The organism is Terrabacter sp. NPDC080008 (genome assembly GCF_040702505.1).
Classification (GTDB): domain Bacteria; phylum Actinomycetota; class Actinomycetes; order Actinomycetales; family Dermatophilaceae; genus Terrabacter.
The window spans coordinates 840201-859337 of the sequence record NZ_JBFBLC010000002.1; the positions used below are offsets into that span (position 1 = coordinate 840201).

Here is a 19137-nt window from a genome sequence, read left to right on the forward strand (position 1 = left end):
GCCGTCTGCAATGATCCGCTGTTGTGCAACCATCCCCTGCTGCCGGCTGGTCCAGGGTGTTGCCCCGGCTCGGAGCCGGTCGGGTGGGAACGGTCCTGCGCGACTCCCGCGACCGGCTCGTCGCCTCGGACCCCGGGCTCGGGCGGCTCCGCCAGGCCTTGAGGGCGGTGCTCGCCGTCGCCACGACCGTCCTCGTCGAGGGGGTGTACGCCGGGTGGGCAGCGCTGCCGGCCACCATGGCAGTGCTGGTCGGGGCGATCGTGGCCATGCTCACCTCCACCCTCGTCAGCGAGCCGTCGCGCACCGCCACCCTCGGCACGATGGCCGGCGTGCCGCTCGCCGCCTCCCTCGGGGTGACCCTCGGCGTCGTCACCTCCGCCCGGCACGTCGTCGGACTCGTGTCGTTCGTCGTGGTGTCCTTCGCGGCGGTCTGGGTGCGCCGGTTCGGGCCACGGTGGTTCACCTACGGATTCCTCGCCTGGCAGGGCTTCTTCTTCGCGCTCTTCCTGCACCCGCCGGTCAAGCTCCTGCCGTTCCTCCTCGGCGCCGTCGTCGTCGCGGCCGCCTGGGTGACGCTGCTGCTGCTGACCGTCCTGCGGGGCAACCCGCGCGTGCGCCTGCGCCGGACCGTCGAGGCGCTCCGGGCGCGAGCCCGTGCCGGCATCGCAGCGATGCTCGACGTGCTCGACGACCCCGACTCCCCAGGACCCCAGCGCCGGCTGCGTACGCAGCTCGTGCAGCTCTCGGAGATCGCGCTGCTCATGGACGGGCAGCTCGCCGACCCGCGGGCCGTGCCGGCCGGCCTGCGCCGCGGCCAGGTGCGGCGCTGGGCCGTCGACGTCGAGATCGCGATGGACGAGGCCGCCGCCGCGGTGGTGGACCTCGCCCGCCACCAGCACGAGCTGCCGGCGGGACAGCTCGACGGCATACGCCACCTGCTGAGGATGCTGGGATGGGGCGCCGGCGAGCAGGCACACCAGACGGTGCGGGCCCTCGAGGAGCAAGCCGCGCCACTGGCGCCGGGCCTGCGCCGGCTCACCTGGGCGGCCACGGACCTGCTGCGCCTCGTGGAGCAGTGGGATGCGGGACGGCTGGACGACCCGGGGGCCACGCGCGCCGGAGAGGACCCGCTGGACACGACCGACGCCGACTTCGAGCCGGTCGTCACCCTCTTCGCCGGGAACCTGCCGGGCTCGGCGGCCGTGGCCTCCTCCATCCTCGAGGAGGCCCGCGGCCGCCGGCGCTGGTCCTTCGCCGGGCTCGAGCTGACGACCCGCCAGGCCGTGCAGGCGGCGCTGGCGGCCGCGCTGGCAATCCTCGTGGGCGAGGCCATCTCCCCCCAGCGCTACTACTGGGCGGTCATCGCCGCGTTCATCGCCTTCACGGGCGCCTCGAACGCGGGTGAGACCTTCCGGCGCAGCATCGCCCGGGTCGCCGGCACCATGGCCGGGCTCGTCGGGGCCATCGCCCTGGCGCACGCGACGACCGGCCACCCGGCCGCGGTCGTGACCGCGCTCTTCGCCTGCATCTTCCTGGCCTTCTACGTCCAGCGGCTGTCCTACGCCGGGATGATCTTCTTCATCACCCTGATGCTCGGGCAGATGTACACGATGCTGAACACCTTCACCGACGCCGTGCTCGTCCTGCGGCTGGAGGAGACCGCGGCGGGCGCGGCCATCGGCGTCGCCGTCTCGGTGCTCGTCCTGCCGACGGGCACCCGGGCCACGGCCCGCGCGGCTCGCTCCGGCTTCCTCTCCCAGCTGGCCGACGTGCTCGACGAGTGCGCCGAGCACCTGCGGGCCGAGCCGACCGGCGACCTGGTCGCCCTCACCGTGGCCCTCGACGCGTGGGGCCGCCAGGTCGTCAACACCTACCGCGCCGTCGCGCGGGGCGGCCTCATCGGCATCGACCGCGGGCGGCTGCGCCACCGGCTCAGCGTCCTCGGAGCCTGCGGAGGGCACGCCCGGGCACTCGCTGTCGTCGTCGCCGAGTCGGGGATCGCCTCCCCCGCACTCGCCGACGCCTGCCGAGAGCTCGCCGAGCAGTCCCGTCTGCTCGCGCAGCAGCAGGTCCTGCCGGCACCCTCCGACGTGGGTGCCGCGGTCGCCGACGCCCGCGAGCGCGTGGCCTCCCTGGTCGCCGTCCCGGCCGACGCGGACCCCCGCGCCACGCAGGCCGGCATCGAGATCGGTCGGGTGGCCGACGCCCTCACGCTGGTGGCCGCGCCCTGAGCCACCGCCACGCCCGGTTCGCGACACACCGGGGCGGTCACAATGCGATTGCCGGAGCCTCCTGGACCTGATGGGCTGCCGGCTGTGAGCGAACGCACCGAATCCACACCGGCTGGTAGCCGCGAGCAGGAGGACCGGGTCGTGGCGACGCCACGACCCACCCTCTTCCTCACCGTCGGCCTGCCTGGCACGGGGAAGACCACGGCCGCCCGGCGGATCGAGCTGGAGGAGAGGGCGCTTCGGCTGACGAAGGACGAGTGGGTCAAGGCCCTCTACGGCGATGCGAACCCGCCGGCGGCCTCGGACGTCATCGAGGGGCGGCTCGTCGAGATCGGGCTGCGCGCGCTCGAGCTCGGCACCAGCGTGGTCATCGACTTCGGCCTGTGGGGCCGTGACGAGCGATCGGCCCTGCGGGCGGCGGCGGCCGCCCGGGGGGCGGCGGTGCAGATGCGCTACTTCGAGCTGACGCCCGCGGAGCAGCGGCGCCGGCTGGACCGGCGACAGGACGAGGAGCCGCACGCCACCTGGCACATGTCCGACGAGGAGCTGGCCAGGTGGGCCGCCATCATCAGCGTTCCCACGCCCGGGGAGCTCGACGGCACGGAGCCGGTCGACGAGCCACCGGCCGGCTTCGCCTCGTGGGACGAGTGGCGCCGGCACCGCTGGCCCGCCTCGGTCTCGTGACGCCGTGTGCCGTGCGCCGTATGCCGTCCCGCCCCTGCCGGGCACGGCTACCCTCCGACGATGACCACTGAGCTGCGCGTCATCGGCCCCGACGAGTGGGAGGAGTTCCGCTCTGTCCGCCTTGCGGCGCTGGCGGACTCACCGGACGCCTTCGGGGCCACGCTCGGTGAGTCGATGGGGAAGGCTCCTTCGGAGTGGCGGGAGCGCGCTGCGGGTGCCGACCCGATCGTGCTGGCGTACGCGCAGGACCGACCCGTCGCCATGGGCGGGCTCTACGCGCCCAACGAATCGTCCGAGGCGTTCGTCTGGGGCATGTGGGTGCAGCCGACGCACCGTGGGCGAGGGGTCGCGGCGCGGATCCTCCAGCGGTTGCTGGAGTACGCCGACCACGTCGGCCGCCCCGTCACGCTGCACGTCACGCAGGGCAATGACGGCGCTCGCCGCCTCTACGAGCGGCACGGGTTCACTGCGACCGGGGAGGTCCAGCCACTGCGCGAAGGCTCATCGGTCCGCATCGAGACCATGCAGAGGCGCTGACGGCCGACGGACGGGCCCCGGGTCGGGTCACTCGCCGGTGGGACCACCGGCCAGCTCGGCCACGATGTCGAGACGTCGCGAGTGTCCGCCCACGGCTCGGCAACCGCGGCACCCTCGAATCCCCACTCCAGCCAACGCCGCTCGACGAGGGTCAGGTGCTTGACGAGCTGGACCGGCGTCCACGCCGACGGCAGACGGTTGGTCCGCCGGTCCTCCTCGGACAGCGCCACGACCCGGTGCGCAACCTGGTCGCGGAAGTAGTCGAGGTAGCGGATCAGCACCTCGGCGGGCGACGGCGCAGGGCTGGTCGGCTCCGGGAAGGGCATGCACACCCGCCGAGTATGCGCCGTCGGGCCGACGGAAACCGCCGCCCGCACCCGTGGCGGAGACGGACGCCCTTCACTCCTCGCGCTCGACGTCGAACGTGAAGCCCTGGGCTCGCAGACGGTCGACCAGGACCTCTCCGAGTGCCGTCGCAGGCGTGCAGACACCGGCCCGCATCGGCACCCCGTCGTCCGATGCGAGCGAGAGCACCGCCTCCCCGAGCATGACCGCCGTCCCGCCGTAGCCGGGGTCGTAGTCGGCGCCCACCCTGGTGCGGTAGCGGGCGCCGGTCGTGGTCGTGGCGCGGATGTCCATCCGGAAACGGCCCGTGGCCCGCGTCTCAGGGCTCGGGCCCTCCCCCGGCGCCGGCAGGACGCGGTCGAGCAGGGCACGGGTCGGGGCGAACGACATGCCGGCCACGACGCTGCCGAGGCCCACGGCCATGCTGCCTGCCAGGACCGGCGACATCGGGCCGGAGCCGAAGTCGGTCGCCTCCCGGTAGCGCAGCCCGCGCCCGTAGGACCACCCGGAGAGCGTGTTGGACAGGCGGACGATGCGCGTGTTGAACGAGGCCATGACGAAGGGCCCGGTCCACCGCCCGGTGCCCGGGTCGCGTTGCACCGGCACGAGACGACGCACCTTGCCGAGGAGGCCGGCAGCCCCCGGACGCCGGTCCGACGACGGCTCCTCGGAGCGACGCGGGCTCAGGCCGTAGGGGTCGCTGACGACGCGGCGCGTCGCGGGGTCGGAGCGCATGGTGATCGCCTGCTGCCGCATCGAGTCGACGGTGCCGCCGGAGATGCCGCCCTTGAGCGACCGGACGAGCAGCGTCGTGTCCGCAAGCTCGCCCTCACCATCGGCAGCTGCCCGTCGGGCCGTCACCAGCACCCCGAGGTCCGAGGGGATCGAGTCGAAGCCACACGCGTGCACGATGGCGGCCCCGGTCTGCTGCGCGCAGGCGTCGAGCTCGTCGAGCGACCACCGGACGAAGAGCACCTCTCCGGTGAGGTCGGCGTAGTGCGTTCCCGACTCGGCGCAGGCGCGGGCCACCTCCTTGCCGTATGCCGCGTAGGGCCCCACCGTCGTCGCCAGCACCCGCGTGCGCGCTGCGAGAGCCCGCAGGCCCGCTGCGTCCGAGGCGTCCACCGTGACGAGCTCCCACCGGGATGCCCCCGGCCCGAGCTCGATGCGCAAGGCCTCGAGGCGAGCACGGGACCGGCCCGCGAGCGCGATGCGGACGTCCGGGCCGGCGTTGCGGGCCAGGTGCAGCGCGGTGAGGGCGCCGACGAAGCCGGTCGCGCCGTAGAGAACGATGTCGAGGTCGCGTTCGGGCATGCCGTCACTCTGTCACGGCGAGGCGCCCGACCCCCGACGTCAGAAGGTGTCGTGCGGGTCGACGCGGACGGTCACGACATCGGTCTCCTTGCGTGCCGAACGGAACGCCTTGAGCGCAAGCAGCGCCCGCGTCAGAGCGGAGGTCTCGGGCAGGGGCACGCGGACGAGCGCATGGTGGTCGGACGGCGCGCGGTCACCGTCGGCCTCGAGGGACACCCGTCGCAGCGCCGGTGCGGCCGTCGACAGCCGCACCGGGCCCAGGACCTGGGCGGACTCCGGCAGGTCTGCCTGCTCCAGCGTCTCCTCGAGGGTCCGACGACCACCGGTCAGCTGCGCCATCCGGACCGCCGGAGGCAGCCCGAGCTCGCGCCGCTCGTCGAGCTCGCGAGCAGCCAGCCAGGCCGGGTCCCAGCGCACCAATGCCTCCACAGCCGGGAGCGCGACCGCCTCGGGGGCCCCGCTGAGGACCACCGCCCTTCCCTGCCGGGCCAGCGCGGCCGCCGCCATCCAGCGTCGCAACGCCTCGAGCGGCGCGTCGAGGACGGGCAGGTCGAGGCTCGCCCAGGCATCGAGGAGCAGCACCGCGGTGTACCCACCCTCGGCGACCGGCTCGGCGCCGGGCGTGGCGATGACCAGTGCGGGGTCGCGGCCGACCGCCGCGAGCACCTCACCGGAGCCGGACGTGTGCACCGGGACACCCGGGAACGCCCGGCCGATCTCCTCGGCCGTGCGCCGCGCGCCCGTGATCGACGAGCGCAGCCGCCGGGAGCCGCAGTGCGCGCACTCGAAGCCGGAGCTGCCGAGCGAGAGGCCGCACCACCGGCAGGCCGGCGCGGTGCCTGCCGCGCCGAGCGCGACCGGGCCCTGGCAGCGCGCGCATCGCACTGGCGTGCGGCACTCGGCGCAGCTGAGCGCGGGAAGGTAGCCGCGTCGCGGGACCTGGAGCAGCACCGGCCCGTCGACGAGGGCGTCCTTGGCGACCCTCCAGGCGCGCGACGGGATGTGAGCTCTCGCCGCCGGCCCGTCGCGCTCCTCGTCGGCGCCCTCGCCGGCGATCGTGACGCGGGGCGACGCGGCGCGCAGAAGCGCCGGGTCCGCCTCGACCGGCACGAGCGCACCGGACTCGACGCCCACCTGCACGCGCAGGCTCCGCCCGAAGCCGCCGGTGAGCAGCGCCGCACCGGTGGCGGCCGCGCGCAGCCCGAGCACCACGCCGGCGTGGTGGTAGGGGGCCCGCGGCTCGGCCAGCAGGTCGTCGCCGTCGTCCCACCAGGCGACGAGGCCGAGGTCGTGCACCGGGGCGAACGCGGCCGCGCGCGTGCCGATGACGACGCGGACGTGACCGCGCAGCACCTTGAGCCACGCGGTGTAGCGCGCCTGCGGGCCCTGGTCGGCCGTGAGCCGGACGTGGCGGCCCTTGCCGAGCACCGCCACGAGCGCGGCCTCGAGCCGGTCGACGTCGCGGTGGTCGGGCACGACGAGCAGCGCCCCCCGTCCCGCGGCCAGGGCCGTCGCGGCGGCCACCGCCATCGCGGCAGGCCAGTCCTCCTCGGGCGCACGACCGGGCAGTGCCGTCCACGCCGCGGCCGGGCCCTGACCCTCCGACAGGCGCCGGAGCCACGCCGGACCCGCCGGGTAGGCCGCCCACGGGCCGGGGTCGGGCACGGTGACCCCGGCGACGGCCGGGTCGACCTCGGGGCACTCCTTCGGCAGGTTGCGCTCGGCGGTGGCGTGGCGCTTCGGCACGGCCAGGCGCAGCACGTCGCTCAGCGTGCCGGCATACCGCTCGGCGACGGCCCGGCACAACGCGAGCAGCTCCGGCGTCAGGACCGGCTCGGGGCTCACGACGCGGCGCAGCGGCGTCAGCCGGCCGTCGTGCTGCGGCTTCTCGCGGCGCTCCACGACGAAGCCGTCCAGCTCGCGGCCGGAGAAGCGCACCCGGACGCGGGCCCCGGGCACGGCGTCGGCAGCGAGCTCGTCGGGCACGGCGTACTCGAAGACGCGGTCGAGGTGTGCCAGCGGCGTCTCCACGACGACGGCAGCGACCGGCCGATCGGCCGGTCGCTGCTCCAACACGTCGTCGCCCACGGGGGCGAACCTATCCTCAGCCGGAGACAGCGGCGCGCAGCGCCTCCACGCGGTCGGTGCGCTCCCAGGTGAAGGGGTTCTCCACGCCGTCGGCCTTGGTGCGGCCGAAGTGGCCGTACGCGGCGGTCGGGCGGTAGATCGGGCGCAGCAGGTCGAGCGCGTCGACGATGGCGGCCGGGCGCAGGTCGAAGACGTCGCCGATCGCCTGCTGGATCTTGTCGACCGGCACGGTCTCGGTGCCGAAGGTCTCGATGTAGAGGCCCACGGGCTGCGCCTTGCCGATGGCGTAGGCGACCTGGACCTCGCAGCGACGGGCCAGGCCCGCGGCCACGACGTTCTTGGCGACCCAGCGCATCGCGTAGGCGGCCGAGCGGTCGACCTTGCTCGGGTCCTTGCCGGAGAACGCGCCGCCGCCGTGGCGGGCCATGCCGCCGTAGGTGTCGACGATGATCTTGCGGCCGGTGAGGCCGGCGTCGCCCATCGGGCCGCCGATCTCGAAGCGGCCGGTCGGGTTGATGAGGGCGCGGTAGCTGCTGACGTCGAGGTCGTTGCCGCTCTCGCGCAGCTCGGCGAGCACCGGGTCGATGACGTGCGCCTTGATGTCGGGCTCGAGCATGCCCTCGAGGGACACGTCGGGGGCGTGCTGCGTGGAGAGCACGACGGTGTCGAGCGAGACCGCGCGGTCGCCCTCGTAGGCGATGGTGACCTGCGTCTTGCCGTCGGGGCGCAGGTAGGCCAGCTCCTCGCTCTTGCGCACCTGGGTCAGGCGCTCGGAGAGCCGGTGGGCGAGGAAGATCGGCAGCGGCATGAGCTCGGCCGTGTCGTCGCACGCGTAGCCGAACATCAGCCCCTGGTCTCCGGCGCCCTGCTTGTCGAGCAGGTCGTCGACGTCACCGGTGCGGTGCTCGTGGGCGGTGTCGACGCCCTGCGCGATGTCGGGCGACTGGGCGCCGATGGAGATCGACACGCCACAGGTGCGCCCGTCGAAGCCCTTCTGGGAGCCGTCGTAGCCGACCTCGAGGATCGTCTCGCGGACGATCTTGGGGATCTCGACGTAGGCCGTCGTGGACACCTCGCCGGCCACGTGGACCAGGCCGGTCGTGACCATCGTCTCGACGGCGACGCGTGCCTGCGGGTCGGCGGCCAGGAGCGCGTCGAGGATGGAGTCACTGATCTGGTCGCAGATCTTGTCCGGGTGTCCCTCGGTGACGGACTCGGACGTGAACAGGCGTGCGGACACTTGAACTCCCTGCCTCGGGTGCGGGTGGTACTGGGTGGGTCGGTGGTCGTGCATGGGTGGTGCGGACGGGCCGACGGTGACGCTGGGGCGAGAGTCTAGTGCTCACCCCAGCAGCGGCGAGATGGTGTCCCAGAGCGCCTCGGCCACCGCCTCCTTGGACGTGGGCCCGACGGTGGTGGCCTCGTCGCTGCCGCGGCGCAGGAGGTGGACGGTGGTGTCGTCCTCGCCGAAGGTGAGGTCGGTGCCGACCTCGTTGACGACCTGCAGGTCGCTGCCCTTGCGCGCGAACTTGGCGCGGGCGTGGTCCATGACGGACCCGTTCACGTCGCCCGTCTCGGCGGCGAAGCTGACGATCAGCGGGGCCGTGGCACCACGAGCGGTACGCGCCTCGACGAGCCCGCGCACGATGTCGGGGTTCTCGACGAGCTCGACGCGCAGGCCTGCCTGCGGGTCCGACGACTTCTTGATCTTGCTACCGCTCACCGACGCGGGCCGGAAGTCGGCCGGTGCGGCGGCCATGACGACGACGTCGGCCCCGCCGGCCGCCGCCTCGACGGCGTGCTGCAGCTCCAGCGTGGTCTCGACCCGCTCGACGTCGATGCCGTCGGGCACCGGGAGGGAGACGTTCGCCGCGACCAGCGTGACCTTGGCGCCGCGCTGGGCTGCGGCCCGGGCGATGGCCAGGCCCTGCTTGCCCGACGAGCGGTTGCCGAGGAAGCGCACCGGGTCGAGCGGCTCGCGGGTGCCGCCGGCGGAGACGACGACACGGCGACCCTCGAGGTCACGCCGGCGCGGGGCGGCCGCCCCGGAGGGGGAACCGTCGAGCAGCGCGAGGCACGCGGCATACAGCTCCTCGGGCTCGGGAAGCCGGCCGGCGCCGGAGTCCTTGCCGGTGAGCCGGCCGACGGCCGGGTCGATGACGTGGGCGCCGCGCGACCGCAGCGTCGCCACGTTGGCCTGCGTGGCCGGGTGCTCCCACATCTCGGTGTGCATGGCCGGCGCGAAGGCGACCGGGCAGCGGGCGGTGAGCAGCGTGTTGGTGAGCAGGTCGTCCGCGAGGCCCGCCGCCGCCTTGGCCAGCAGGTCGGCCGTGGCGGGCGCGACGACGACCAGGTCGGCGGACTGCCCGATGCGCACGTGAGGTACCTCGTGGACGGAGGTCCACACCTCGGTGCTCACCGGCTTGCCGGACAGGGCCGACCAGGTGGGCGCGCCGACGAACTGCAGGGCCGACGCGGTGGGCACGACCGTGACGTCGTGCCCGGCCTCGGTGAAGAGCCGGAGCAGCGAGCACGCCTTGTAGGCGGCGATGCCGCCGCCCACCCCGAGTACGACGCGCATCGGCGGCCCCGGCTCCCGTGCCGTGCTCAGGCCTCGGTGGGCGTCGAGGTCAGCAGGCCCTCGTTGATCTCGCGCAGCGCGATCGACAGCGGCTTCTCGTGGACCTCGGTCTCGACGAGCGGGCCGACGTAGTCGAGCAGGCCCTCCTGCAGCTGCGAGTAGTAGGCGTTGATCTGGCGGGCGCGCTTGGCGGAGTAGATGACGAGCGCGTACTTCGAGTCGGCGGCGGTCAGGAGGTCGTCGATCGGCGGGTTGGTGATGCCGATGGGAGCAGCCTGGGTACCGGACACAGTGATCTCGTTTCGTTGGTTTCAGCGGGCGTGACGTGTGGTCGGCGAGGCCGGCCTGCTGTGGCAGGCGGCGCCACCGCGGCACACGACGAGGCGGGACTCACCGGCTGGCGCGTCCCGATCTCATCAATGATACGAGTTCTTCGCTCGCGCGCCGAACATCGTCGTTGACGATGACCTCGTCGAACTCGGTCTGGGCGGCCAGCTCCTCGCGCGCGGTGGCGAGCCGGCGCTCCCGCTCCCCCTGGTCCTCGGTGCCGCGGCCGACGAGCCGGCGCACCAGCTCGTCCCAGCTCGGCGGGGCGAGGAACACGAAGAGGGCGTCGGGCCAGGTCTCACGCACCTGTCGCGCGCCCTGCAGGTCGATCTCGAGGAGGGCGTCGCGGCCCTCCCGGATGGCGCGCTCCACGGGGCCGCGGGGGGTGCCGTACTTGGCGGCACCGTGCACGACGGCGTGCTCGAGGAACTGCCCTGCCTCGACGAGTCGGTCGAACTCGTGGTCGTCGACGAAGTGGTAGTGCACGCCGTCGACCTCTCCGGGCCGCGGCCGACGCGTCGTCATCGAGACCGAGAACCAGACCCCGGGGAAGTGCGTGCGCACGTAGGCCGCGATCGTGCCCTTGCCCACGGCGGTCGGTCCGGCGAGCACCGTCAGCCGCCCGCGCCTGGACGGGTCGGAGTCGAGCTGCGGGCTGGCTGGCGGCGTCTGCTCGGCCGTCATCACTGCTTCTCGAAGCGCTGCAGCAGCGCCGCCACCTGGTTGGCCCCGAGCCCGCGGACGCGCCGGGACTCGGCGATGCCGACCTCGGCCATGATCGCCCGGGCGCGCACGCGGCCGACACCCGGCATCGACTCGAGCAGCTCGGTGACCTTCATCTTGCCGATGACCGCGTCGGTCCGGCCGTCCTCGAGGACCTCCGCGAGCGAGCCGCTGGAGTACTTCAGCCGGTTCTTGACCGCTGCCCGTTCCCGACGAGCGGCTGCAGCCTTCTCGAGTGCTGCAGCTCGCTGCTCAGGGGTCAGCGGTGGAAGCGCCACGGTCTTCGGTCTCCTCGGTGCGTAGGAGAGCGCCCGGCGCCCCCCGTCGTTCTCGACGTCTGCGTTTGTCTCCGCCGAACCTAGCGATCCGTCCTCCTGCGCCGCAACGCGGGGTGCGTCGCGAGCACGAGCGGGGGCCGTGCCCGGTGGCCGGCCCGCTCCTCACCGGGCGAGGTCGACCCCGCACGTCTCCCTGGCGTGCGTCTCGACCCGCTTCGCGGCGCTCTCGAAGGACTGCAGCTGGCGGGTGAGCGCGGCGAGGTCGGGCCGGGGCGCCGCGAACTTCTCGAACAGGGAGCGCAGGGAGGTCCAGTCGCCCTTGACCTCCGGTGGCGCGCTCGCCTCCACCTGCCGCACGGAGGCCACGAGGCGGGTCGCTGCCGCGGGGTCCTCGAGACCGTCCCCGGCGTCCTGCCACGCGGCCTGCGCGGACCCGAGCGCGTCGCAGTACGCCGTGGTGTCGTCGTCGTTGCAGCCGCCGAGGGGCAGCACGGCCAGGGCGAGGGCCGCGGCCGCCAGTGACGTCCCCCGAGCCCGCGCCGTCCCTCGCATGCGCCCACCGTATGCCGTGTCGGCAGCCCCCGGGTCGGGCTCGCGCACGACGGGGCGGGCAGGTCTGCTCCGGCGAGGCAGCTCAGGGGCGGCTCAGGGGCGGCTCAGGGGCGACTCAGGGGCGTGGCAGCGCCTCGGCCACCCGCGTGACCTGGGCGGCGAGACGCGCCGGGTCGGGGCCGGCGGCCAGGATCTCCCGGCTCGAGGAGGCGAGGACCTGGCCGCGAGCGGGCCCGAAGGTGGCCGCCAGCGACTCGAGCGTGCCGCCCTGGGCGCCGAACCCGGGTGCGAGCACCGGTGTCGCCGCCTCGACGAGGTCGAGGCCGAGGTCGCGCACGGCGTCGCCCACCGTCGCGCCGATGACGAGCCCGACGCTGCCGAGCTCGCCCCGCGCGCGGGCGGCGGCGTTGTCGTGGGCCGCCCCGCGGACGACGGAGCCGGCGACCGACTCGCCGTCGCGGACGGCGTGCTGCACCCCGGCGCCCTCGGGGTTGGAGGTCAGCGCGAGCACGAAGAGGCCCCGGCCCGTCTGGTGCGCGAGGTCGATGGCCGGCCGCAGCGACTCGTAGCCGAGGAACGGGCTGACGGTCAGCGCGTCGGGTGGCGCGACGGCGTCCTTCCCGAGGAAGGCCTCGGCGTATGCCGTCATGGTCGAGCCGATGTCGCCGCGCTTGGCGTCGAGGATCGTCAGGGTGCCGGTCTCGCGCAGCTCGGTCAGCACCCGCTCGAGGACCGCGACGCCGCGGCTGCCGAAGACCTCGAAGAAGGCGGACTGCGGCTTGACGACCGCGACGCGTCCGGCGAACGCCTCGACGCAGGTCAGCGCGAACCGCTCGAGCCCGGCGAGGTCGTAGGACAGCCCCCAGGACTCGACGAGCCCCCGGTGCGGGTCGATGCCCGCACACAGCGGGCCGAGGGCCTGCATGGCGTCCTCGAGGCGCGCCCCGAATGCCTTCATCGGCGAGTCTCCTTCACGTCGTGGGGCTGGGTCAGGCCGTGCGTGACACCCTGCAGTACACCGTGCAGTACGCCGTGCGGCCCGGTGCTGGTGCGCGTCACCGGTCGTGCGCGACGGCGACGGCGTCGGTGAACCGCTCGAAACCCTTGGCGCCCAGCAGGTCGGACAGCTCGCGCAGGACTCGCACCGGCGCCGACGGGTCGTTGAAGACGACCGTGCCGACCTGGATCGCGCTGGCTCCGGCCGCCACGAGCTCGAGGGCATCGCGCCCGGTGCGCACTCCCCCGACGCCGATGATCGGCACGGTCGGGATGCGCCCCTCGAACATCGCCTGGCGCACCTGCCAGATGGCCCGGACGGCCACCGGCCGGATGCCCGGGCCCGAGAGACCGCCGGTGACACCACCGAGCTGCGGCCGCAGCCGGTCGGTGTCGATGACCATGCCGAGCAGCGTGTTGATCATCGTCAGGCCGTCGGCGCCGGCCTCGACGCAGGCCGAGGCGATCGTCGTGATGTCGGTGACATCGGGGCTCAGCTTGGCGAAGATCGGGATGTCTCGCGGCAGCTGCTCGCGCACGAGGCCGATGACCCCCGCGGAGGCCATCGGGTCGCACGCGAAGACGAGCCCGCGGTTGGCGACGTTGGGGCACGAGATGTTGACCTCGACGCCGACGACGGAGTCGAAGGCGCGGCTGGCCCGGAGCGTGGCCGCCACGTGGGCGTACTCGGCGCTCGAGCTACCGGCGATGGACGGCAGCACGCGGGCGCCGACCGACGCAAGCCACGGCAGGTCCTCCTCGACGAAGGCGTCGATCCCGGGCCCCTGGAGGCCGATCGAGTTGAGCATGCCCGACGGCGTCTCGGCCATGCGCGGGGTGCCCCGGCCCGAGCGCGGGTCGGCCATGACCGACTTGGTGACGAAGGCACCGAGGTCCCCCACGTCGAAGAAGCGGTGCAGCTCCTTGCCGTTGGCCGCGCAGCCGGAGGCCGTCATCAGCGGGTTTGGCAGTCGGCGACCACCACCGAGGTCGACCGACATGTCGACGTCGAGACCGGCAGAGCGACCGCCAGCAAGGTCCACGGACAGCTCGGTCATCAGTGACCACCCACTTTCGGCGCGCCTACACAGTCGTCCGGGACGCGGGCGTGACGGCCCTCGAAGGCCTCCCAGCGAACCCGGTCGCCCCGGAAGACCGGTCCCTCGACGCACGAGCGGACCATGCGCGTCCTGCCGTCGGAGCCGACGACCGGCATGACGCACGTCATGCACACCCCGACACCACAGGCCATCGACTCCTCGACCGCGACCTGGGCGACGGCTCCGTGCGCCCGGGCCACCCGCGTGACCGACTCGAGCATGCCCATCGGGCCACACGCGTACACGACTCCCGCGTGCGTGCGGTCGATGATCTCGGGGAGCGGGTCGCTGACCCATCCCCGCTGTCCGGCGGAGCCGTCGTCGGTGGTCACCGTGACGCCGTCGCAGCTGCGGCGCGCCTCGACGACGCCGAAGAGGCGGTCCTCGCTCGCGGCGCCGAGCACCATCTCGACGTGGCAGCCGCGCTCGCGCAGCTCGCCGGCGAGCCAGAAGAGCGGTGCGCTGCCGTAGCCGCCGCCGACGAGCACGCACGCGACCGGCTCGGTCGGCAGCGGGAAGGCCTTGCCCAGCGGGCCGACGACGTCGATGGTGTCGTGGGGCGCACGCTCCACGATCCAGCGGGTGCCGACGCCCACGGCGGAGACGACGATCTCGACCGTTCCGCCGTAGGTGCCGCTCGGGCTGACCTTGTGGATCGAGAACGAGCGGCGCAGCAGGTTGCCCGACGTCTCGTCGCCCACGGCGAGCGCGACGAACTGGCCCGGGCGGGCGAGCTCGGCGACACCGGGTGCGACGAGGGTGAGGTGCTGGTAGGCCCCGACCCGCCGGGTGGCGATGACCTCGGCGACCTCCTGGGTCACCCGGGCCCGGATCGCGCGCTCGCTCATGCGCCCACCCCCGCCTCGGCGAGGGCCTCGCGACGGCCGTAGAGGTCGAGGTCCCGGGCGTGGTCCTGCAGCGACTTGACGCGGATCTCCTCGGTCAGGCCCGCCTCGATGCCGAGGACGGCCGCAGCAAGCGTCGCGATGGTCGTGACGATCGGCTTGTCGGCGCTCGTCGTCGCGGCGCGGATCGCGTAGCCGTCGGCCCTGGCGTCCTGGCCCGAGGGCGTGTTCACGACCATCTGGACCGTTCCGTCCAGGATGAGGTCGACGATCGACTTCTCCCCCGACAGGTCGTCGTCGCGCTCCGTGATCTTGCGAACCACCGTGGCCTCGATGCCGTTGCGCTTGAGGACCGCAGCGGTGCCGCTCGTCGCGAGGATCGTGAAGCCGAGGTCGACGAGGCGCTTGACCGGGAAGAGCATCGCGCGCTTGTCGCGGTTGGCGACCGACACGAAGATCGCACCGGAGCGTGGCAGGGCCGAGCCGCTGCCCTGCTGGGCCTTGGAGAAGGCGGAGCCGAAGTCGACGTCGATGCCCATGACCTCGCCGGTCGAGCGCATCTCGGGGCCGAGGAGCGAGTCGACGGCGACGCCCTCCCTGGTGCGGAAGCGCTTGAAGGGCAGCACCGCCTCCTTGATGGACACCGGGGCGTGGTCGGGCATGCGGCTGCCGTCGCCGGTGGCCGGCAGCAGCCCCTCCTCGCGCAGCTCCTTGATCGTCGCGCCGAGCATGACCCGGGCCGCGGCGCTCGCGATGGGCACCCCGGTCGCCTTGGCGACGAACGGCACCGTGCGCGACGCGCGGGGGTTGGCCTCGATGACGTAGAGGATGTCCTGCGCCAGGGCGAACTGGACGTTCATCAGGCCACGCACGCCGATGCCCTCCGCGAGCTTTCGCGTCGCCACGCGCACCCGCTCGAGCTCGCCGTCGCCGAGGGTGGCGGGCGGCAGGGTGCACGAGCTGTCGCCCGAGTGGATGCCGGCCTCCTCGACGTGCTCCATGATCCCGCCGAGGTACATGTCCTCGCCGTCGAAGATCGCGTCGACGTCGATCTCGATCGCGTCGTCGAGGAAGCGGTCGACGAGGACCGGGTGCTCCGGCGAGGCCTCCGTGGCCTTCTCCATATAGGTCACGAGCGAGTCGTCGTCGTACACGATGACCATGCCGCGGCCCCCGAGGACGTACGAGGGGCGCACGAGCACCGGGTAGCCGATCTCGCGGGCGATGACGAGCGCCTCGTCGGAGCTGTATGCCGTCCCGTGCTTGGGCGCGACCAGCCCAGCCTTCGCGAGCACCTGGCCGAAGGCGCCGCGGTCCTCGGCGAGGTGGATGGCGCCGGGCGAGGTGCCGACGATCGGCACGCCCTCGTCCTCCAGGGCCTGAGCCAGGCCGAGCGGCGTCTGCCCGCCGAACTGGACGATGACGCCGGCGATCGGGCCGGCCTGGGCCTCGGCGTGGATGACCTCGAGCACGTCCTCGAGGGTCAGCGGCTCGAAGTAGAGGCGGCTGCTCGTGTCGTAGTCGGTCGAGACGGTCTCGGGGTTGCAGTTGACCATGACCGTGTCGAAACCCTTGTCGCGCAAGGAGAACGACGCGTGCACGCAGGAGTAGTCGAACTCGACGCCCTGCCCGATCCGGTTGGGGCCGGAGCCGAGGATGATGACGGCCGGGCGCTCGCGCGGCTCGACCTCGGTCTCCTCGTCGTAGGAGCTGTAGTGGTAGGGCGTCGTGGCCGCGAACTCCGCCGCGCAGGTGTCCACCGTCTTGTAGACCGGGCGCACCCCGAGGGCGTGCCGCACCCCGCGGACCACGGCCTCCGGCATACGGCGGATCGAGGCCACCTGGGCGTCGCTGAAGCCGTGGCGCTTGACGAGGCGGAGCAGGTCGGGCGTCAGCTCGTCGGCCTCGGCGAGCATCGCGGCGACGTCGTTGAGCAGCGCGATCTGGTCGAGGAACCACGGGTCGATCCCGGTGGCCTCGTGGACCTCCTCGACGCTGAACCCGCCGCGCAGCGCCTGCTGCACGAGGACGATGCGACCGTCGGTCGGGACCTTCGCCTCCTCCAGCGCGCGCTCGGCCTGCACCTTCGTGATCGTGCCGTCCCAGTGGAAGCTCGCGCCCTTCTTCTCCAGGGAGCGCAGCGCCTTCTGCATGGCCTCGGTGAAGTTGCGGCCGATCGCCATGGCCTCGCCGACCGACTTCATCGTCGTCGTCAGCGTCGGGTCGGCGGCCGGGAACTTCTCGAACGCGAAGCGCGGCACCTTGACGACGACGTAGTCGAGCGTCGGCTCGAAGCTCGCCGGCGTCTCGCGGGTGATGTCGTTGGGCACCTCGTCGAGGGTGTAGCCGAGCGCCATCTTCGCGGCGATCTTGGCGATCGGGAAGCCGGTCGCCTTGGACGCCAGGGCGCTCGAGCGCGAGACGCGCGGGTTCATCTCGATGACGATGATGCGGCCGTCGGCCGGGTTGACGGCGAACTGGATGTTGCAGCCGCCGGTCTCGACGCCGACCTCGCGGATGACGGCGATGCCGATGTCGCGCAGCCGCTGGTACTCGCGGTCGGTCAGGGTGAGCGCCGGGGCGACGGTGATCGAGTCGCCGGTGTGCACGCCCATCGGGTCGAGGTTCTCGATGGAGCAGACGACGACGACGTTGTCGGCGTGGTCGCGCATGACCTCGAGCTCGTACTCCTTCCAGCCGAGGATCGACTCCTCGAGGAGCACCTCGGTCGTCGGGGAGTACTGCAGGCCCTGGCCGCCGATGCGGCGCAGGTCGGCCTCGTCGTAGGCGAAGCCCGAGCCGAGCCCGCCCATGGTGAAGGACGGACGGACGACGACCGGGTAGCCGAGCTCCTCCGCGCCGGCGAGCAGGTCGTCCATCGAGTGGCAGATGATCGACCGCGCCGACTCGGCGCCGCAGCGCTCGACGACGCCCTTGAAGGCCTCGCGGTCCTCACCGAGCTGGATGGCCTCGACGTTGGCGCCGATGAGCGGGCAGCCGTACTTCTCGAGGACGCCGTTCTCGTGCAGGGAGATCGCGCAGTTGAGGGCCGTCTGGCCACCGAGGGTGGCGAGCACCGCGTCGGGACGCTCCTTGGCGATGATCGCCTCGACGACCTCCGGGGTGATCGGCTCGACGTAGGTCGCGTCGGCGAACTCCGGGTCGGTCATGATCGTCGCCGGGTTGCTGTTGACGAGGATGACGCGGATGCCCTCCTCGCGCAGCACGCGGCAGGCCTGGGTGCCGGAGTAGTCGAACTCGCAGGCCTGGCCGATGACGATCGGCCCCGAGCCGATGACGAGGACGCTCCGGATGCTGTCGTTCTTGGGCATCAGGCGCTGACCTCCGTGGTCTGGTGGGTGGTCTGTCGGTCGGTCATGAGCTCGAGGAAGCGGTCGAAGAGGTAGGCGGCGTCGTGCGGGCCGGCCGCGGCCTCGGGGTGGTACTGCACCGAGTAGGCAGGCAGGTCAAGGCATTCCAGGCCCTCCACGACGTCGTCGTTGAGGCACACGTGGGAGACGCGGACGCGGCCGTATGCCGTGTCGCTCTCCCTGTCGAGGGGCGCGTCCACCGCGAAGCCGTGGTTGTGGGCGGTGACCTCGACCTTGCCGGTGGTGCGGTCCATCACCGGCTGGTTGATGCCGCGGTGGCCATACTTCAGCTTGTAGGTGCCGAAGCCGAGGGCCCGGCCGAGGAGCTGGTTGCCGAAGCAGATGCCGAAGAACGGGATGCGCCGGTCGAGGACCTCGCGCAGCAGCGCCACCTCGTGCTCGGCGGTGGCCGGGTCGCCGGGGCCGTTCGAGAAGAAGACCCCGTCGGGGCCGGACTCGCCCACGGCGAGGACGTCCTCGATCGTCGCGGTCGCAGGCAGCACGTGCACCTCGATGCCGCGCTGCGCCATGAGGGCCGGGGTCATCGCCTTGATCCCCAGGTCGACGGCAGCGACGGTGAAGCGCTTCTCGCCGACGGCCGGGACGGCATACGGCTCAGTGGTGCTGACCTCGGCGGCGAGGGCGGAACCGGCCATCTGGGGGCTGGTGCGGACCGCCTCGAGAAGCTCGGCCTCGGGGCGGGCGGCGGCCTCACCGCTGAAGATCCCGACGCGCATGGCACCCCGCTCGCGCAGGTGGCGGGTCAGCGCGCGGGTGTCGAGGTCGCAGATGCCGACGACGCCCTGGTGGACCAGCTCGTCCTCGAGGTCACGGCTAGCGCGCCAGTTGGACGAGCGGATGGCGGGGTCGCGCACCACGTAGCCGGCGACCCAGATGCGGGTGCTCTCGTCGTCCTCGGTGTTGACGCCGGTGTTGCCCACATGCGGGGCGGTCATGACGATGACCTGCCGGTGGTAGCTCGGGTCGGTCAGGGTCTCCTGGTAGCCCGTCATGCCGGTGGAGAAGACCGCCTCACCGACCGTCTCCCCGATGGCGCCGTAGGAGGCCCCGCGGAAGGTGCGGCCGTCTTCGAGGACGAGGGTGGCGGCCTCTCGGACGCGGCGCGTCCTGCCGTCCCGGTCGGGCACGGTCAACGGTGTCTGGG

Annotated in this window: 17 protein-coding genes; 3 read left to right on the forward strand and 14 right to left on the reverse strand. The window is 73.1% G+C overall.

Translation table 11 applies throughout. From position 1 onward, the window contains the following. Window positions 1–83 precede the first annotated feature (83 nt). The 3 genes from AB0316_RS09925 (at window position 84) to AB0316_RS09935 (ending at window position 3452) form a co-directional block, all read left to right on the forward strand. The gene (locus AB0316_RS09925; RefSeq protein WP_366272686.1) at window positions 84–2231 is read left to right on the forward strand and encodes an FUSC family protein; all 2148 of its coding nucleotides are present in this window, start codon (window positions 84–86) and stop codon (window positions 2229–2231) included. A gap of 84 nt (window positions 2232–2315) precedes the next feature. Continuing rightward, on the forward strand, window positions 2316–2915 hold the full coding sequence (locus AB0316_RS09930) for an ATP-binding protein (RefSeq protein WP_366272688.1): 600 nt from the start codon (window positions 2316–2318) through the stop codon (window positions 2913–2915). 60 nt (window positions 2916–2975) lie between these two features. Next, a complete protein-coding gene (locus AB0316_RS09935) occupies window positions 2976–3452 on the forward strand; it encodes a GNAT family N-acetyltransferase (RefSeq protein WP_366272690.1) in 477 nt (158 codons plus the stop codon). Here the strand turns inward: AB0316_RS09935 and AB0316_RS09940 are convergent. From AB0316_RS09940 to carA, 14 genes are all read right to left on the reverse strand, one after another. Beyond that, entirely contained in the window at window positions 3362–3778 is a 417-nt protein-coding gene (locus AB0316_RS09940) for a DUF664 domain-containing protein (protein ID WP_366272691.1), read from the reverse strand. The genes AB0316_RS09935 and AB0316_RS09940 overlap by 91 nt on opposite strands. A 73-nt stretch (window positions 3779–3851) precedes the next feature. Continuing rightward, on the reverse strand, window positions 3852–5111 hold the full coding sequence (locus AB0316_RS09945; protein WP_366272693.1) for a saccharopine dehydrogenase NADP-binding domain-containing protein: 1260 nt from the start codon (window positions 5109–5111) through the stop codon (window positions 3852–3854). A 39-nt stretch (window positions 5112–5150) separates the two neighbouring features. Beyond that, entirely contained in the window at window positions 5151–7199 is a 2049-nt protein-coding gene (locus AB0316_RS09950) for a primosomal protein N' (RefSeq protein ID WP_366272695.1), read from the reverse strand. 16 nt (window positions 7200–7215) lie between these two features. After that, window positions 7216–8439 carry a methionine adenosyltransferase gene (metK, locus tag AB0316_RS09955; protein WP_366272697.1) on the reverse strand — a complete coding sequence of 408 codons (1224 nt, stop codon included), beginning with the start codon at window positions 8437–8439 and terminating at the stop codon, window positions 7216–7218. 102 nt (window positions 8440–8541) lie between these two features. After that, window positions 8542–9780 (reverse strand): bifunctional phosphopantothenoylcysteine decarboxylase/phosphopantothenate--cysteine ligase CoaBC, encoded by a 1239-nt coding sequence (gene coaBC / locus AB0316_RS09960; RefSeq protein WP_366272699.1) that lies wholly within the window; start codon window positions 9778–9780, stop codon window positions 8542–8544. Between the two features lie 26 nt (window positions 9781–9806). Next, entirely contained in the window at window positions 9807–10070 is a 264-nt protein-coding gene (gene rpoZ, locus AB0316_RS09965) for a DNA-directed RNA polymerase subunit omega (protein ID WP_020143994.1), read from the reverse strand. Between the two features lie 100 nt (window positions 10071–10170). Next, window positions 10171–10791 (reverse strand): guanylate kinase, encoded by a 621-nt coding sequence (gene gmk, locus AB0316_RS09970; RefSeq protein ID WP_366272701.1) that lies wholly within the window; start codon window positions 10789–10791, stop codon window positions 10171–10173. Then, window positions 10791–11108, reverse strand: a complete 318-nt coding sequence (gene mihF / locus AB0316_RS09975) for an integration host factor, actinobacterial type (protein ID WP_366272703.1) — start codon at window positions 11106–11108, stop codon at window positions 10791–10793. Before mihF ends, gmk begins: the two co-directional genes overlap by 1 nt. Window positions 11109–11270: 162 nt before the next feature. Beyond that, entirely contained in the window at window positions 11271–11660 is a 390-nt protein-coding gene (locus AB0316_RS09980; protein ID WP_366272705.1) for a hypothetical protein, read from the reverse strand. A gap of 115 nt (window positions 11661–11775) precedes the next feature. Further along, the gene (gene pyrF / locus AB0316_RS09985) at window positions 11776–12618 is read right to left on the reverse strand and encodes an orotidine-5'-phosphate decarboxylase (RefSeq protein WP_366272707.1); all 843 of its coding nucleotides are present in this window, start codon (window positions 12616–12618) and stop codon (window positions 11776–11778) included. A gap of 97 nt (window positions 12619–12715) precedes the next feature. After that, window positions 12716–13714, reverse strand: coding sequence for a dihydroorotate dehydrogenase (locus AB0316_RS09990; protein WP_366272709.1), 999 nt, complete (start codon window positions 13712–13714; stop codon window positions 12716–12718). Further along, complete coding sequence (locus tag AB0316_RS09995; protein ID WP_366272710.1) at window positions 13714–14604, reverse strand: dihydroorotate dehydrogenase electron transfer subunit; 891 nt, start codon at window positions 14602–14604, stop codon at window positions 13714–13716. The genes AB0316_RS09990 and AB0316_RS09995 overlap by 1 nt, the downstream gene beginning before the upstream one ends. Next, the gene (gene carB, locus AB0316_RS10000; protein ID WP_366272711.1) at window positions 14601–17933 is read right to left on the reverse strand and encodes a carbamoyl-phosphate synthase large subunit; all 3333 of its coding nucleotides are present in this window, start codon (window positions 17931–17933) and stop codon (window positions 14601–14603) included. The genes AB0316_RS09995 and carB overlap by 4 nt, the downstream gene beginning before the upstream one ends. Then, entirely contained in the window at window positions 17933–19120 is a 1188-nt protein-coding gene (gene carA, locus AB0316_RS10005) for a glutamine-hydrolyzing carbamoyl-phosphate synthase small subunit (RefSeq protein ID WP_366272847.1), read from the reverse strand. Before carA ends, carB begins: the two co-directional genes overlap by 1 nt. Between the last annotated feature and the right edge of the window lie 17 nt (window positions 19121–19137).

Coding starts and splice junctions, on each gene's coding strand:
- AB0316_RS09990 (WP_366272709.1), bottom strand. CDS start 13,714: ATGACCGAGCTGTCCGTGGACCTTGCTGGCGGTCGCTCTGCCGGTCTC.
- carB (WP_366272711.1), bottom strand. CDS start 17,933: ATGCCCAAGAACGACAGCATCCGGAGCGTCCTCGTCATCGGCTCGGGG.
- AB0316_RS09995 (WP_366272710.1), bottom strand. CDS start 14,604: ATGAGCGAGCGCGCGATCCGGGCCCGGGTGACCCAGGAGGTCGCCGAG.
- pyrF (WP_366272707.1), bottom strand. CDS start 12,618: ATGAAGGCATTCGGGGCGCGCCTCGAGGACGCCATGCAGGCCCTCGGC.
- AB0316_RS09940 (WP_366272691.1), bottom strand. CDS start 3,778: ATGCCCTTCCCGGAGCCGACCAGCCCTGCGCCGTCGCCCGCCGAGGTG.
- coaBC (WP_366272699.1), bottom strand. CDS start 9,780: ATGCGCGTCGTACTCGGGGTGGGCGGCGGCATCGCCGCCTACAAGGCG.
- AB0316_RS09935 (WP_366272690.1), top strand. CDS start 2,976: ATGACCACTGAGCTGCGCGTCATCGGCCCCGACGAGTGGGAGGAGTTC.
- AB0316_RS09980 (WP_366272705.1), bottom strand. CDS start 11,660: ATGCGAGGGACGGCGCGGGCTCGGGGGACGTCACTGGCGGCCGCGGCC.
- AB0316_RS09945 (WP_366272693.1), bottom strand. CDS start 5,111: ATGCCCGAACGCGACCTCGACATCGTTCTCTACGGCGCGACCGGCTTC.
- gmk (WP_366272701.1), bottom strand. CDS start 10,791: ATGACGGCCGAGCAGACGCCGCCAGCCAGCCCGCAGCTCGACTCCGAC.